The following is a 13,614-nucleotide window of genomic DNA, read 5'->3' as shown; positions in this document are numbered from 1 at the left end:
GGTGAGCAACGACACCACCGTCACGCACGAGGTGTTCGAGAAGGGGCAGGGCGGCATCTACCTGGTCGGGCCGCCCGTACGCGCTGGGATTCGGCGCGCTCAGCCTGAGCTGGACCCGGTATCCGCGGGGACTGCAGCGGCTCCTGCCGGTCGCGGGTCCGGTCGCCTTCGCGGCCGGGGCGGGCCTGCTGGCGCTGCTGTGCCGGGACGAGTGGCGGCCGGTCGTGGCCGTCCCGCTGCTGCTGCTGGCCGGGGCCGGGCACGCCGCCGGGTACAGCCCGCTGATCGCGCGCGTCACCACGCTGGTCGAGCCGCGGCTGGCGTCGGCGATCTCGGCGCTGAACGCCACCGGGCCGGTGCTGGCCGGGGTGACCGCCGTCGCCGGGCTCGGCAGCGTCTACTTCGCCGCGCCGTCCTCGGCCGACGGGCTGCTGCGGGTCGTGGCCGCGGTCGCCGTCCTGCTCGTGGGCGCGGCCCTGTGCGCCGTCCGGGCGACGCTGGGGAGCGGCGGCCCGGCGGTCACAGCAGGGTCCCGCCGGACACGTCGAACCTGACCAGCGCCTCGTCGATCCTGGTCAGGGTGTCCGGGTGCAGGGTGAGGTCGGCGGCGGCCAGGTTCTCCTCGATGTGGGCGGGGGTGCGGCTGCCCGGGATCGCCACGACGTGCTCGTCCTGGTGCAGCAGCCACGACAGGGCCAGCTGGGCGGGGGTGATGCCGAGGTTGGCGGCCAGGGTGCGGATGGGGGCGTACCTGTCGTTGTTGCCGGCCAGGTTCTCCGCCGAGAACCGGGGCGCGTTGTGACGGAAGTCGCCTTCCTCCAGCCGCTGGACCGTGCCGGCCAGGAAGCCGTTGCCCAGCGGGCTCCAGGCCACCAGGCCGACGCCGAGCTCGCGGGCCGCGGCCAGCAGGTCCGGCTCCACCGGCCGCCACATCGACCACTCGTTCTGCACGGCCGTCACCGGATGGACCGCGTGCGCGGCCCTGAGCTGGGCCGCCGTCACGTTGGACAGGCCGATGTGCCTGATCAGGCCGTCGCGCACCAGGTCCGCCATCGCGCCGACCGTCTCCTCCACCGGGACGCCGGGGTCCGGGTAGTGCAGGTAGTACAGGTCGATCACGTCGGTGTCCAGGTTGCGCAGGCTGCGTTCGGCGTAGCGGCGGACCAGGCGCGGGTCGGCGTTCACGCGCAGCTCGTTGAAGGCGTACCCGACCGGGTACGGGCGGCTGGGCTCGCCTTCGGGGATCGCCAGGCCGAACTTGGTGGCCACCACGACCTCGTCGCGGGGGCGTCCCTTGAGCGCGCGGCCGACCAGGCGCTCGTTGTGGCCGTCCACGCCGTAGGCGTCGCTGGTGTCGATGTGGCCGGCGCCGCCGTCCAGGGCCGCCCGCAACGCCTTCTCGGCGCGGGTGTCGTCGATGTCGCCGTACACACCGGGCGAGAGCACCATCGCGCCGAAACCGAGCGCGGGGACCTGCAGTGTTCCGAGTTCGCGTGTCTTCATGACGATGATCGTGCCGCCGGGGGACGCCCGGCGTCCAAGACCCTTTGCTATAACCATCGGTTATGGACGTGCACCTGCGGGACCTCCGCTACTTCGTCGCGGTGGCCGAGGAGCTGAACGTGACGCGCGCCGCCGAGCGCCTCTTCGTCTCGCAGCCGGCCCTGTCCAAGCAGCTCAGGGTGCTGGAGCGGCAGCTCGGGTTCGCGCTGCTGGAACGCGTGCACGGCGGCGTGACCCTGACCCGGCAGGGCGCGGCGCTGCTGCCGGTGGCCCGCGACCTGCTCGGACGCTGGGCCGCCGGCGTGGAGACGGCCCGCGCCGCCGCCCCCGCCGGGACGCTGGTCATCGGCATGCAGACGGCCGTCGGCCGCGGGTTGCAGCAGGAGGCGCTGCGGCTGTTCCGGCAGGCCCGGCCCGGATGGGAGGTGTCGCTCCGGCTCGTGGGCTGGGACGACCCGAGCGGCGGCCTGGCCGACGGCTCCTCCGACGTGGCGTTCATCTGGCTGCCGGTGCCGCCGGGGCTGGAGACGTACGTGCTGGTCACCGAGGAGCGGGGGGTGGCGATGCCGGCCGGTCACCGGCTGGCCGGCCTGGCCGAGGTCCCGTTCGCCGAGCTGCGGGACGAGCCGTTCATCGCGCTGCCCGCCGCGGCCGGCCCGCTGCGCGACTTCTGGCTCGCCCGCGACGCCCGGGACGACGACCCGGTCGTCGGCGTCACGGCGAACACGCCCGAGGAGGTGTTCGAGGCCGTGATCAGCGGGCTGGGCGTCGTCCTGGTGGCCGAGGGGAACGCGGCGCTCTACAAGCGTCCGGGCATGGTCTACCGCCCGGTGACGGGTCTGCAGCCGGGCCGGCTCGCCATCGCCTGGCGCCGCGGGGACGCCCGTCCCCACGTCACCGCCTTCGTCGAGGCCCTGAAACGGGCCGCCGCCACGGTCTGACGCGGCCGGGCCGGTCAGGCGAGCGAGCGCCGGTAGCGAACCTCGGTGAGGACGAAGCCCCGGCTGCCGTCGTCCTTGGTCACCCCGTCGTCGTGCCATCCGGCGGCCTCGTAGAACCGGCGGGCGCGGACGTTGGCGTCCAGGACCCACAGGACGGCCTCCCGGTAGCCGGCCTCGGTCAGGGTGGCGAGGGCCGCGTCCATCAGCGCCCGGCCGATGCCCCGTCCCCAGCTCTCCGGCGTCAGGTAGATGGCGGCGACCTCGGCGACCGTCGCGCCGTCCGCGTCGTCGTCCCGGGCGGGCAGCACGCCGGCGAAGCCGACCACCCGCCCGTCTGCCTCGGCGACCAGCGTTCCCTGCCGGGGCCAGGCCGTGCCGGCCAGCCAACGCTCCCAGCCTGGTCGCCGGGCCGCGGGGTCCAGGCCGTCGAGGTGGTCCTGCGGGAGCAGCCCGCGGTAGGCGGCCTGCCACGACCGTACGTGGACCTCGGCGAGCGCCTGGGCGTCGGCCGGGGTCGCCTGCCGGATGCGCATGTGTCCGTGCTATCACCCCGGAAGCCGCAAATCCGGGAAAGACTCGCTTTTCCGGCGATCACCCCGAATTCATCGGCACGTTTCGGGAAGTCGCCACTAAGGTCTGACCCGACGCACCGGTAACACAGGAAAGGCACCCCCTATGAGCGACCACGCCATCACCTTCGACCTCATCGACGTCGACAAGGACGGCCGCATCTCCGCCGTCGAACTCGTCCGCCTGATGGAGATCCTCGGCCAGCCCATCACGCTGGACGCGGCCCAGGAAGGCGTGCGGAAACTGGACAAGGACGGCGACGGCCTGATTGACGTGGACGAGTTCGGCGCATTCCTGCAGAAATGACAGAAACAAGCTCTTGCTAGGCAAACTCTTCTCGCCTGAGCCACAATGGCGACAGGAGGGACGATGGCCATCAAGAGTGACATCAGCGAAACCCGGCTCCCCGCGGACATCGTGAGAACGCTCAAGGCGGGCATCGGAAAGGTCTCGGCCGAGGTGGTCGAGGAGATCCAGACCCGGATCCCCGAGTACGCCCGACCGGCCGACGAGATCTCCATCAAAGTCGTGAAGATGGCGGTCGAGGAGGCCATCGACGGCTTCCTCGACCGCATCGAGAACCCGGGCGCCCCCTTCGATCCCGAGCCGTTCCGCATGATCGGCAAGGGCGAGGCGGCCGAGGGCCGCAACCTGGAGCCGCTGCAGACGGCCATGCGGCTCGGCGCCCGCGTCTGCTGGCGGCGGCTGACGGAGATCGCCGACCCGCTCGGCCTGACCCCGCAGACCGTGTACGACCTGGGCGAGGCCATCTTCGTCTGCCTCGACCGGCTCGCCGACGCCGCCGCCCAGGGCTTCGACGAGGCCAGGGCGCACGCCGCCGGCGAGCTCGAACGCCGCCGCAACCGCCTGCTCGACCTACTGCTCAGCCGGCCGCCCGCCGCCCCCGAGGCCGTCGCCGACCTGGCCAGGGCCGCCGGATGGCGGCTGCCGCGGACCGTGGCGGCCGTGGCGCTCGACGACCGGCACGGCACGTACCGGGCGCCCGCGCTGCCGCCGGACGTGCTCGGCGGGCTGGAGCGGCCCGCGCCGTGCCTGCTGGTGCCCGACCCGGACGGGCCGGGACAGGCGCAGCTGCTCGACCACGCGCTACGCGGTCACCGTGCCGCGATCGGCCCGGCGGTGCCGCCGGCCGCGGCGGCGACGTCCCTGAGGTGGGCGCGCGAGGCGCTGGAGCTGTCCCGGCGCGGCGTGCTGCCGCGCGGGCTCCTGCGCTGCGCCGACCACATGGCCACGCTCGTGGTGTTCAAGGACGAGGAGCTGGTCGGCGCCATGGCGCAGGCCCGCCTCGCGCCGCTGGCCCACCTGCGGCCCGCCCAGCAGGACCGGCTGGCCGAGACGCTGCTGGCCTGGTTGCGGCACGGCCGGGGCGTCGGCGAGGTGGCCGCCCGGCTGCACGTGCATCCGCAGACCGTGCGCTACCGGCTGCGGCAGCTCGAAGAGCTCTACGGCGACCAGCTCGCCGATCCCGACGTCCGGTTCGAGCTGGAGATCGTGCTCAGGGCCCGCCAGGCCCTCATCGCCGCCGGGCCGTGACCGGCGCGGCGGGGACCGGGCGGGACCGGGCGGCTGCCGTCAGGCGGTGTGCAGGTAGACCTGGCCGAAGACCTCGGACAGGTTCTTGATGTCCGTGGCGACGTCGGCCTCGGGGCTGCTGTAGTCGTAGACGGTGGCCAGCCGCGGGCGCACGGTGCCGAGCTTCTTGAGCTGGTCCCAGGTGGTGTTGGCCGCCCACTTCTCGCCGTACACGCGGTTGACCTGGCCCTGCGCGTCCTGCCAGCGGCTCCACAGGACGACGGTCTCGGCGGCGTCGGCCTGGAGCGGGGCGGCGATGCGGTCGGTGATGGCCTGGGTGGCCTGCTCGGCGGTGAGCTTGGAGGTGCCGGCGGCGGTGAACCCGGCGTCCTCGGCGGCGATCTGGGCGTAGGCGTCCCAGGCGCGGGCGCGGACCTGGATCCACTGGTTGCGCTGGGCCTCGGCGGCGTCGATCTTCCAGGTGGCGTACTCGGTGGCCAGGTGGCCGGTGTCCAGGGTCAGCTGGTCGATCTGGCCGCCGGAGAGCCAGGCGCCGATGCGGGCGGGGTCGAGCAGCGGGTACTTCTTGGTCATCTCGGCCTTGCAGGCGTCGTTGGCGCCGCAGCCGAACAGCGGGACCACCGTGTGCGCCGCCAGCTTCCTGCCCGGCACGAGGTTGCGGAGCGCGGTCGTGGCCTCGGTGACGAACTTGTCCAGCTCCTCGGCCGTGGCGAAGGTCTGGTTGTAGCCGAGCTGCGAGGTGAACCTGATCCCGGCGACCCCCGGCTGCGCGGCCAGGGCGGCGACCTTCTTGGCGGCCTCGGCCAGCTTGCCCGCCTTGTAGTCGTCGGCCAACTCGGTCTCGATCCAGGTCCGCAGGCCGGCCTCGACCGCGCTCTTCACGGCCTGACCCGCCGGGCTCTCGGCGGCGGCCGTCTTGGCGGCGGCCGAGATCCCGTCGGGGTCGACGTGGCACTTCTGGCCGTCCGGGCACTGGTCGGGGGTGCCGCCGTCCTCGGCGCCGTCGACGTCCGGGGAGCCGACGTCGTGCATCTCGCCGTCGCCCTCGGAGTCGGTGGCGCACTCGTTGCCCGCTTCGCTGCAGTCGACCACGATCTCGTGCATCGGGCCGGAGTCGATCATGTTCTTGCCGTCGTTGTCCAGCCAGAACCGGGCGATGTCGGCGGCCTCCTCGGGAGTGGCCAGCCAGCGGCAGACGACGAACGCCGGGGTGTCGGCGGACATCAGGTCGTTGCAGCCCCGTGGATCGTCCTCCGACCAGGCGGGAACTCCGACGCCGAGCAACGACAGGGCCAGTCCGATGACGAAGATCTTCCGCAGTCGCATGGCGCCTTTACTCCCATGGGGGGCGATCGTGGGCAGATAGCACAATATCGGGACGATCAACAACCTTCAATGAGATCCACGGCGATCCTCACGCGGTTCTCGACGCGCAGTAGGCGTCGCAGTCGAGCGCGGGCGAGGCAGCAGGGTGATCATCCCTCCGCCCGCGCTTCCCGACCGGCCCTGTCACCCCCGTGACGAATATTGGGACGACACCGCACTGCCACAAGCGGCAGACTGGGACGGATTTGAACGTTTTCGAGGGGATCGGCCCAGTGCACAACTACCTCCGCGACCTCGGGCTGCTCCGCGACCGCAAGTTCGCCCTGTTGTTGTCCGCGCGGACCATCTCCATGCTCGGCAGCGCCTTCGCACCCGTGGCGCTCGCCTTCGGCATCCTGGAACTGCCCGGCGCGGACGCCACGACGTTGTCGGTGGTGCTCACCGCCGAGTCACTGCCCATGATCGTGTTCATGCTGATCGGCGGGGTGATCGCGGACCGGCTGCCGCGGCAGCGGGTGATGATGGCCGGCGAACTGCTCATGGCGCTGGGCTACTTCGCGCTGGCGGCGATGCTGCTGACCGGCTGGGCGCCGCTGCCCGTGATGAGCGTCGCGGCGGCGGCCTGCGGCGTGGGCACTGCGGTCATGTTCCCGGCGCTGACCGGCATCATCCCCGAGATCGTGCCCGCCGAGCGGCTGCAGGCCGGCAACGCGCTGCTCGGCCTCGGCGCGAACGCCTCGCGCGTGGCCGGGGTGGTGCTGAGCGGCGCCACGGTGTTGTGGTTCGGCGGCGGCTGGGCCCTGCTGGTCAGCGGCGCGATGTTCGCGGTGGCCGGCGTGCTGATCGCGCTGCTGCGCCCGACCCCCGCCGAGCGCGCGGCGGCCGAGCGGCACTCGGTGCTGGCCGACCTGCGCCACGGGTGGCGGGAGTTCAGCTCGCGGCAGTGGATCTGGGTGGTGGTCGCCCAGTTCTCGGTGCTGGTGATGGCGATCCAGGCCGGGCACGGCGTGCTCGGGCCGCTGCTGGCCAAGGAGACCCTGGGCGGGCCGGCGGCCTGGTCGGCGTTCCTGGCCGGCGAGGCCGTCGGGACGATCGCCGGGGTGCTGGTGTCGTTGCGGCTGCGCCCGCGCCGGCCGATCCTGCTCGGCACGTTGTTGTGCCTGCCGACCGCGCTGCCGTACGTGCTGCTCGGGCTGGACGCGCCGCTGTGGGCGATCGTGGCGGGGGCGTTCGTGCTGGGCGTGTGCTTCGACGTCTTCGGCGTGCTGTGGCAGACGACGATGCAGCGCGAGATCCCGGCGGAGTCGTTGTCGCGGGTCAGCTCGTACGACGCGCTCGGGTCACTGATGTTCGGGCCGATCGGGCTGATGCTGGCCGCGCCGGCGGCGGTGGCCTTCGGCACCGAGGGGGCGCTGCTCGGCTGCGCCGCCCTCGTCGTGCTGTCCACGCTCGCCGCGCTGGCCGCGCCGGGGGTGCGCAACCTGCGCGCCCCCGAGCCGGAGCCCGAGCCGGTCTCACTCTGAGCGGAACCAGACGTTGGCCCTCGGCTGGAACATCAGCGTGACGGCCCCGAGCACGGCCGTCACGTGCAGCACCCGGCTGATCGTGAAGAGCCAGGTCACCACGTCGGCCCCGGCGGCGGCCTCGGCGATCGAGCCGCCGTGCAGCAGCCACTGGATCGGCCCCACGACCAGCGACAACGTGCCGAACACGCCGAGCCCGACGGCCAGCGTGAGCCTGGCCCAGTTCTGCCCCGCGCGCATCCGCAGCGCCAGGAAGACCGCCGCGGCGAAGACGGCCACCCGCAGACCGGCGCCGGGCAGCAGGTCCAGGACGCCCGAAGTGCCCTCGTAGAGCTCCCTGCCGACGGCGAGCACGGTCTCGAACGCCCCCGCCGCGACGGCGGACATCCACAGCAGCGCGGCGGCGTGCACGACGGGCGGCGGCTGGGGGGTACCAGGCTCGGCGGTCTGCGAGGCGAGGGCGGTGGTCATGGCGGGCTCCCTGTCGTTTCGATTACAGGGAAAGTCTGATCCGCGCGCCCGCGCCGATCACGCCCGTCGTCCCCCGAATCCCGGTGAGGCGGGCCCTACCCCGAGGTCTCCGCTCGTGCGCAGGCCGCGGGCGGCCACGCGCTCGTGGCCGAGCCCGAAGCGCGGCTCGGGGACGCGCTCGCCGTCCAGGATGTCGGCCACGTACGCGGCCAGGGCCGGGGCGTGCTTGAACCCGTGGCCCGAGTCGCCGCCGAGCAGCCACACGCCGGGCGCGTCCTCGGCGATGATCCACTCGGCGTCGGGGGTGAGCGCGTACTGGCAGACCTGGCTGAACAGCACCGGCGCGGCCGCCAGCGAGGGGAATCTGCGCCGCAGGTAGTCGCGGGCCTGCTCGACCGCGGACGGGTCCACCGCCCGGCTGCCCTCCTCCGGCTCGTACGGCTGCCCTTCGGCGTCGGAGGTGGCCTTCATGCCGACCCCGTCCACGTCGCCGTGCCCGTAGGCCGAGGAGCCGTAGTCCACCCAGGCGGGCGTCTCGGGGGACGACCACGCGGCGGGCGCGGCGAAGTGCACCGTGTCCTGCCTGGTCACCGTGACCGGCACGGAGAACAGGCCGGGCAGCCAGGCGCCGCACGCCCACACGACGCGGTCGGCCCGCCGCGCCTCGCCGTCCACCTCGACCGCGCTCAGCCCCGGCACGGGCGCCGCCCGTCCCCTGACCAGCCGGACGCCGGCCGCCTGGGCCAGCCGGGCGGTCACCTGCGTCGCCCGCCGCGCCCTGAGCACGCCCGCGTGCGGCTCATGGAGCAGGAAGCTCAGGTCGTCGCCGCGGTAGTCGGGGAAGAAGCGCCGGCCGTCCGCCGGGTCGAGCACCTCAACCGGGATATCCAGATTTTTCAGTACTTGGGCGCTGGCGTGCTCCCACCCGTCCGGCCGGGCCGCGAACCACACCATGCCCGACTCCAGGAACAGCTCCTCGCCGGCCCGCTCACCCAGCCGCCGCCAGCCCTCCCGCGCCTCCCAGGCCAGCCGCGCGTACCAGTCGTCGGCGCCGTGCGCGCAGCGCAGGAGCCGCGTCTCCCCCGCGCTGGCCTGCCGGACGTGTCCGGGCTTGTGCTGTTCGACCAGGGTCACTTGCCAGCCGGTTTCGGCCAGCCGCAACGCCAGCGACGACCCCCATATACCGGCTCCGACCACAATGACCGATTTCATGGAACCACCGTGACCGCAGGAACCGCCCCGCGCAAGGGTTCAGACGATGATCAACCGGACCACGACGCCCGCGCAGTTGCCCGCCACGCAGACGCGCACCGGGACCTCGGAGATGCCGGCCGCCTGGGGCACCCCGCCCACGTGCCCGTCGGGGCCGATCGTCACGCCCGCGGGCAGCTTGGCGTGGTCGGTCACGCTGAAGGTCGGGATGACGCCCTGGGGGCCGCCGTTGATGCCGATCTCGCCGGCGAGCGGGACGCCGGCCCGGCCCGGGAAGGTCAGCTCGCGCGGCTCCCATGGAACGTTCCCGAGCACGACGAGGGTGATGAGCTGCTCGTCGCACGAGTGCCCGGTGCAGAGCCGGACCGGGGCGATGAACGTGCCCACGCGCGAGGGCGTGCCGGACAGCCGCCCGCCCGCGTCGACGCTGACCCCCACGGCGACGTAGCCGGGACGGAAGGTCACGCCCTTGGCGACCGGCAGCAGCCACTGGCTCACCGTGATGCCCTGGGTGAGGTAGAAGGTGTTCTCGACCAGCCGGTCGCTCTCCGCGCGCGGCGGCGGGTCGATCAGGGTCTCCCTCGCCATGTACGCGATCGGCGTGGTGAGCGACGGCACGGCCGGCGGCAGGGCGCAGAGAGCCAGCCCGGCGACCAGGAACAGCCACCTCTGCCGCATCTCCACCCCCCCCCGACGCCTCTCGTCCCTACGTACCCCTTCACCGTGCTCTTTCACTGGTCGGCCGTCACTCCATAATCGAAGTCATGGCCGCCGAATCCGCCCAGACGCTCGAACGCGGGCTGCGCCTGCTGCGACTTCTCGCCGACGGGAAGGGCGGGCGCACCCCGACCGAGCTGAGCACCGAGCTGTCGCTGAGCCGGCCGGTGGTCTACCGGCTGCTGACGACGCTGCTGAACGAGGGGTTCGTCCGCCGCGACGCCGAAGGGCGGGTGCATCTCGGGTTCGGGGTGCTGGTGCTGGCCCAGGCCGTGCAGCCGTTGCTGCGGGCGGCGGCGGTGCCGACGCTGCGGCGGCTGGCCGAGCAGGTGGGCGCGACCGCGCACCTGACCGTGGCCGAGGGTGACGACGGGCTGGCGGTGGCGGTGGTGGAGCCGTCCTGGACCGATCTGCACGTGGCCTACCGGGAGGGGTCGCGCCATCCGCTGGCGAAAGGCGCGGCGGGCCGGGCGATCCTGGCTCTGCGCGAGGGGCGCGACGAATACCTCGTGACGGAGGGGCAGTTGCAGGTGGGGGCGCGGGGCATCGCCGCGCCCGTGACCGGGCTGCCGTGGCTGGAGGCTTCGGTGGGGGTGGTGACGTTCGGCCCGCTGGAGGAGGAGACGGGGCCGCGCGTGGTGGCGGCGGCCGCCGAGCTGGCAGCCGCGCTGGGTTGACATCTCCACACCGATGTCGGACGGTGGTCACACATAGAGGACACATGCGTCCGATAAGCGGACAACATGGAGGGCGGATGCCGTACTACCGCGTCGTTGGGGAAGTGCCACGCAAGCGGCACACGCAGTTCAGGCGGCCGGACGGCGGCCTCTACGCCGAGGAGCTGATGGGCGAGGAGGGCTTCTCGTCCGACTCCTCGCTGCTCTACCACCGCCACCTGCCCACCGCGATCATCAAGGCCGAGGCGGTCACGCCCGCGTCCGCGACGCGGCTGGAGCCCAACCTGCCGCTCTCCCCGCGCCATTTCCGCACGCAGGAGCTGTCCAGCGCCGGTGACCTGGTCGACGGCCGCATCCTGCTCGCCGGCAACGCCGACGTCCGGTTGTCGTACGCCACCAGCGACCGCCCCAGCGAGCTGTACCGCAACTCCATGGGCGACGAGTGCGTCTACGTGCAGCGCGGCTCGGTCCGCTTCGAGTCCACCTACGGCGTCATCGAGGCCGGCGAGGGCGACTACGTCGTCGTCCCGACCGGCACGATCCACCGCTGGGTGCCCGACGGGCAGGTCAACGTGCTGGCCATCGAGGCGTCCGGGCACATCAGGCCGCCCAAGCGCTACCTGTCGCAGTACGGGCAGTTCCTGGAGCACGCGCCGTACTGCGAACGCGACCTGCGCGCCCCCACGCAGACCCTGCTCGCCGAGGGCGAGGAGGTGCCCGTCCTGGTCCGCACGCGGGGCGGCCTGACCAGGCTCGTCTACCGCAACCACCCCTTCGACGTGGTCGGCTGGGACGGCTACCTCTACCCGTACGCCTTCAACATCGACGACTTCGAGCCGATCGTGAAGAAGACGCACGCGCCGCCGCCGGTGCACCAGACGTTCGAGGGGCCCGGGTTCGTGGTCTGCTCGTTCTGCCCGCGGCCGCTCGACTACCACCCCGAGGCCATCCCGATCCCGTACAACCACCACAACGTGGACTCCGACGAGTTCATGTTCTACGTGGGCGGCGACTACACCGCGCGCAAGGGCTCGGGCATCGACGTCGGCTCGGTCTCGCTGCACCCGGCCGGGTTCACGCACGGCCCGCAGCCCGGCGCGGTCGAGGCGGTGATCGACGCGGTCGCCCGCGGCGTCACCACCACGAGCGAGATGGCCGTGATGGTCGACACCTTCCGCCCGCTCGACCTCGGGCCGGGCGCGCTGTCCTGTGAGGATCCCGGCTACGCATGGACCTGGGCACGATGACTCTCTTCAGCGAACTGGTCGACGACGCGGGCCTGTTCCCGCCGACGTCGCTGCACATGGACGAGGCGCTGGCCCGCAACCAGCGCGACCTGGAGCACGGCAACGGCGTGCTCACCCACCGCTTCCTCTGCCCGGCCAGCCGGCTCGACCGGCTGCGCGGGCACGCCTACCGGCCGCGGCGCATCGGGCTGATCGTGGACACGCCCGAGCTCCCCGACTTCGGCGACCTGCCGGTGGACTTCGTCGAGATCCCGCTCGGGGCCGACGAGTCCGTCGCCGAGCTGGCCCGGCGCCTCGGCCTGCCGGCGCACGTGCGGCTGTTCGTCGAGGTCCCACCGGACCGGAAGGTCGCCGGGGTGCCCGACGGGGTGGGGCTGAAGGTGCGCTGCGGCGGGCTCAAGGCCGAGGCGTTCCCGTCGGTGGAGCACCTCGCGGCGTTCGTCCGGGGCTGCGTCGAGGCCGACGTCCCGTTCAAGGCCACGGCCGGGCTGCACCACGCGGTGCGGCACTTCGACCCGAGCCTCGGCGTCGACCGACACGGCTTCCTCAACCTGCTGCTGTCGGTCTGCGAGGCTGTGGAGGGCCGCGACCCCGCGCCCGTGCTGCGCACCACCGACGTCGGCCATCTCGTGCGGCTGGCCGGTGCCGTGACCGAGGAGACCGCGAAGCGGGCGCGGCGGCTGCTGGTCAGCTACGGCTCCTGCAGCACCGGCACGCCCATCGAGGACCTGCAGACGCTAGGAGTGATTCAGTGAGCTGGGGAGTGGACAACCTGCCCTACGGCGTGTTCTCCCGTCAGGGCGAATCGCCCAGAGTGGGCGTCAGGTACGGCGACAAGGTGCTCGACCTGGCCGCCGCGCTGCACGACGAGGTGTTCGCCGCCCCCTCGCTCAACCCGTTCATGGCGAGGGGCCGCGCGGCCTGGCACGACACCAGGACCCTCATCCAGAACAAGCTGACCGGCGACTCCTCGGTCACCGAGAGCCACCTGATCCCGCTCGACCAGGTGCGGCTGCACATGCCGTTCGAGGTGGCCGACTACGTCGACTTCTATTGCTCGCTCGACCACGCGAGCAACATCGGCCGGATCTTCCGTCCCGACGCCGAGCCGCTGCTGCCCAACTGGCGTCACCTGCCCGTCGGCTACCACGGCAGGTCGGGCACGGTCGTCGTGTCCGGCACGCCGGTCCGGCGTCCGCACGGCCAGCTCAGGGCCGGGGTCTACGGGCCGTGCGCCAAGCTCGACATCGAGGCCGAGCTGGGGTTCGTGGTCGGCGTGCCGTCGGAGCTGGGCTCGCCGGCCGGGGCGTTCGAGGACCACGTGTTCGGGGTGACGCTGGTCAACGACTGGAGCGCGCGCGACATCCAGGCGTGGGAGTACGTGCCGCTCGGGCCGTTCCTGGGCAAGTCGTTCGCGACCTCGGTCTCGCCGTGGGTCACGCCGCTGGAGGCGCTGCCCCGGGTCCCGGGCCGCCCGCAGGACCCCGAGCCGCTCGACTATCTGCGCAGGCAGGGCGACTGGGGCCTGGACATCGCCGTCGAGGTGGTGCTCAACGGCGACGTGATCTCGCGCCCGCCGTACCCGAGCATGTACTGGACGCCCGACCAGATGCTCGCCCACATGACCGTGAACGGCGCCTCCCTGCGCACCGGAGACCTGTTCGCCAGCGGCACGATCTCCGGCCCGGAACGCGACCAGCGCGGCTCGCTCATCGAGCTGACCTGGAACGGCGCCGAACCGATCAAGCTGTCCGGCGGCGACACCCGCACCTTCCTCCAGGACGGCGACACGGTGACGATCCGGGCCACCGCGGGCGGCCTGACATTGGGCGAGGTGTCCGGAACCATCGGATAAGTAACTCAAGGTGCTTCG

Annotated in this window: 15 protein-coding genes; 9 read left to right on the top strand and 6 right to left on the bottom strand. The window is 72.7% G+C overall.

Annotation, left to right across the window (positions count from 1 at the left end; all coding sequences use genetic code 11):
• Positions 1-224 precede the first annotated feature (224 nt).
• Positions 225-554: a hypothetical protein gene (locus ACWCSD_RS19045; RefSeq protein ID WP_449916446.1), complete on the top strand. Its 330-nt coding sequence runs from the start codon at positions 225-227 to the stop codon at positions 552-554.
• On the opposite strand, the gene ACWCSD_RS19040 is transcribed toward ACWCSD_RS19045, so the two are convergent.
• A complete protein-coding gene (locus tag ACWCSD_RS19040; RefSeq protein WP_449916444.1) occupies positions 520-1,503 on the bottom strand; it encodes an aldo/keto reductase in 984 nt (327 codons plus the stop codon). The two genes, ACWCSD_RS19045 and ACWCSD_RS19040, sit on opposite strands and share 35 nt — an antisense overlap.
• A 62-nt stretch (positions 1,504-1,565) precedes the next feature.
• On the opposite strand from ACWCSD_RS19040, the gene ACWCSD_RS19035 reads away from it, so the two are divergent.
• Complete coding sequence (locus ACWCSD_RS19035) at positions 1,566-2,444, top strand: LysR family transcriptional regulator (RefSeq protein WP_358298825.1); 879 nt, start codon at positions 1,566-1,568, stop codon at positions 2,442-2,444.
• Between the two features lie 14 nt (positions 2,445-2,458).
• Here the strand turns inward: ACWCSD_RS19035 and ACWCSD_RS19030 are convergent, their stop codons facing one another.
• Complete coding sequence (locus ACWCSD_RS19030) at positions 2,459-2,977, bottom strand: N-acetyltransferase family protein (RefSeq protein ID WP_449916440.1); 519 nt, start codon at positions 2,975-2,977, stop codon at positions 2,459-2,461.
• Between the two features lie 142 nt (positions 2,978-3,119).
• Between ACWCSD_RS19030 and ACWCSD_RS19025 the strand changes: the two genes are divergently transcribed.
• On the top strand, positions 3,120-3,320 hold the full coding sequence (locus ACWCSD_RS19025) for an EF-hand domain-containing protein (protein ID WP_352324961.1): 201 nt from the start codon (positions 3,120-3,122) through the stop codon (positions 3,318-3,320).
• A 63-nt stretch (positions 3,321-3,383) separates the two neighbouring features.
• On the top strand, positions 3,384-4,568 hold the full coding sequence (locus tag ACWCSD_RS19020; protein ID WP_449916437.1) for a PucR family transcriptional regulator: 1,185 nt from the start codon (positions 3,384-3,386) through the stop codon (positions 4,566-4,568).
• 39 nt (positions 4,569-4,607) lie between these two features.
• Here ACWCSD_RS19020 and ACWCSD_RS19015 read toward each other — a convergent pair whose 3' ends face one another.
• Positions 4,608-5,894 carry a hypothetical protein gene (locus ACWCSD_RS19015; protein ID WP_397161646.1) on the bottom strand — a complete coding sequence of 429 codons (1,287 nt, stop codon included), beginning with the start codon at positions 5,892-5,894 and terminating at the stop codon, positions 4,608-4,610.
• A gap of 272 nt (positions 5,895-6,166) precedes the next feature.
• Between ACWCSD_RS19015 and ACWCSD_RS19010 the strand changes: the two genes are divergently transcribed.
• The gene (locus ACWCSD_RS19010; RefSeq protein WP_397161647.1) at positions 6,167-7,417 is read left to right on the top strand and encodes an MFS transporter; all 1,251 of its coding nucleotides are present in this window, start codon (positions 6,167-6,169) and stop codon (positions 7,415-7,417) included.
• On the opposite strand, the gene ACWCSD_RS19005 is transcribed toward ACWCSD_RS19010, so the two are convergent.
• The 3 genes from ACWCSD_RS19005 to ACWCSD_RS18995 are packed head-to-tail and all read right to left on the bottom strand — an operon-like array spanning position 7,409 to position 9,778.
• Positions 7,409-7,888 carry a hypothetical protein gene (locus ACWCSD_RS19005; RefSeq protein ID WP_397161648.1) on the bottom strand — a complete coding sequence of 160 codons (480 nt, stop codon included), beginning with the start codon at positions 7,886-7,888 and terminating at the stop codon, positions 7,409-7,411. The genes ACWCSD_RS19010 and ACWCSD_RS19005 overlap by 9 nt on opposite strands.
• A 57-nt stretch (positions 7,889-7,945) precedes the next feature.
• Entirely contained in the window at positions 7,946-9,100 is a 1,155-nt protein-coding gene (locus ACWCSD_RS19000) for an NAD(P)/FAD-dependent oxidoreductase (protein ID WP_449916434.1), read from the bottom strand.
• A gap of 39 nt (positions 9,101-9,139) precedes the next feature.
• Positions 9,140-9,778, bottom strand: a complete 639-nt coding sequence (locus ACWCSD_RS18995) for a hypothetical protein (RefSeq protein WP_449916433.1) — start codon at positions 9,776-9,778, stop codon at positions 9,140-9,142.
• An 86-nt stretch (positions 9,779-9,864) separates the two neighbouring features.
• Between ACWCSD_RS18995 and ACWCSD_RS18990 the strand changes: the two genes are divergently transcribed.
• The 4 genes from ACWCSD_RS18990 (at position 9,865) to fahA (ending at position 13,596) form a co-directional block, all read left to right on the top strand.
• The gene (locus ACWCSD_RS18990) at positions 9,865-10,494 is read left to right on the top strand and encodes a helix-turn-helix domain-containing protein (protein WP_352361631.1); all 630 of its coding nucleotides are present in this window, start codon (positions 9,865-9,867) and stop codon (positions 10,492-10,494) included.
• A 77-nt stretch (positions 10,495-10,571) separates the two neighbouring features.
• On the top strand, positions 10,572-11,741 hold the full coding sequence (locus tag ACWCSD_RS18985) for a homogentisate 1,2-dioxygenase (RefSeq protein WP_358298814.1): 1,170 nt from the start codon (positions 10,572-10,574) through the stop codon (positions 11,739-11,741).
• Positions 11,738-12,496 carry a hypothetical protein gene (locus ACWCSD_RS18980; RefSeq protein ID WP_397161651.1) on the top strand — a complete coding sequence of 253 codons (759 nt, stop codon included), beginning with the start codon at positions 11,738-11,740 and terminating at the stop codon, positions 12,494-12,496. The genes ACWCSD_RS18985 and ACWCSD_RS18980 overlap by 4 nt, the downstream gene beginning before the upstream one ends.
• Positions 12,493-13,596, top strand: coding sequence for a fumarylacetoacetase (gene fahA / locus ACWCSD_RS18975; protein WP_449916428.1), 1,104 nt, complete (start codon positions 12,493-12,495; stop codon positions 13,594-13,596). Before ACWCSD_RS18980 ends, fahA begins: the two co-directional genes overlap by 4 nt.
• Positions 13,597-13,614: the final 18 nt, after the last annotated feature.

The organism is Nonomuraea sp. NPDC001684 (assembly GCF_053596515.1).
Note: the sequence above shows the minus strand (reverse complement) of the source record. Positions and strands in the feature narration are given on the sequence as shown.

Bases quoted from the DNA above. Each gene is read 5' to 3' on its own strand.
- ACWCSD_RS19040 (WP_449916444.1), bottom strand. From the start codon at position 1,503: ATGAAGACACGCGAACTCGGAACACTGCAGGTCCCCGCGCTCGGTTTC.
- ACWCSD_RS19035 (WP_358298825.1), top strand. From the start codon at position 1,566: ATGGACGTGCACCTGCGGGACCTCCGCTACTTCGTCGCGGTGGCCGAG.
- ACWCSD_RS19030 (WP_449916440.1), bottom strand. From the start codon at position 2,977: ATGCGCATCCGGCAGGCGACCCCGGCCGACGCCCAGGCGCTCGCCGAG.
- ACWCSD_RS19025 (WP_352324961.1), top strand. From the start codon at position 3,120: ATGAGCGACCACGCCATCACCTTCGACCTCATCGACGTCGACAAGGAC.
- ACWCSD_RS19020 (WP_449916437.1), top strand. From the start codon at position 3,384: ATGGCCATCAAGAGTGACATCAGCGAAACCCGGCTCCCCGCGGACATC.
- ACWCSD_RS19015 (WP_397161646.1), bottom strand. From the start codon at position 5,894: ATGCGACTGCGGAAGATCTTCGTCATCGGACTGGCCCTGTCGTTGCTC.
- ACWCSD_RS19005 (WP_397161648.1), bottom strand. From the start codon at position 7,888: ATGACCACCGCCCTCGCCTCGCAGACCGCCGAGCCTGGTACCCCCCAG.
- ACWCSD_RS19000 (WP_449916434.1), bottom strand. From the start codon at position 9,100: ATGAAATCGGTCATTGTGGTCGGAGCCGGTATATGGGGGTCGTCGCTG.
- ACWCSD_RS18995 (WP_449916433.1), bottom strand. From the start codon at position 9,778: ATGCGGCAGAGGTGGCTGTTCCTGGTCGCCGGGCTGGCTCTCTGCGCC.
- ACWCSD_RS18990 (WP_352361631.1), top strand. From the start codon at position 9,865: ATGGCCGCCGAATCCGCCCAGACGCTCGAACGCGGGCTGCGCCTGCTG.
- ACWCSD_RS18985 (WP_358298814.1), top strand. From the start codon at position 10,572: ATGCCGTACTACCGCGTCGTTGGGGAAGTGCCACGCAAGCGGCACACG.
- ACWCSD_RS18980 (WP_397161651.1), top strand. From the start codon at position 11,738: ATGACTCTCTTCAGCGAACTGGTCGACGACGCGGGCCTGTTCCCGCCG.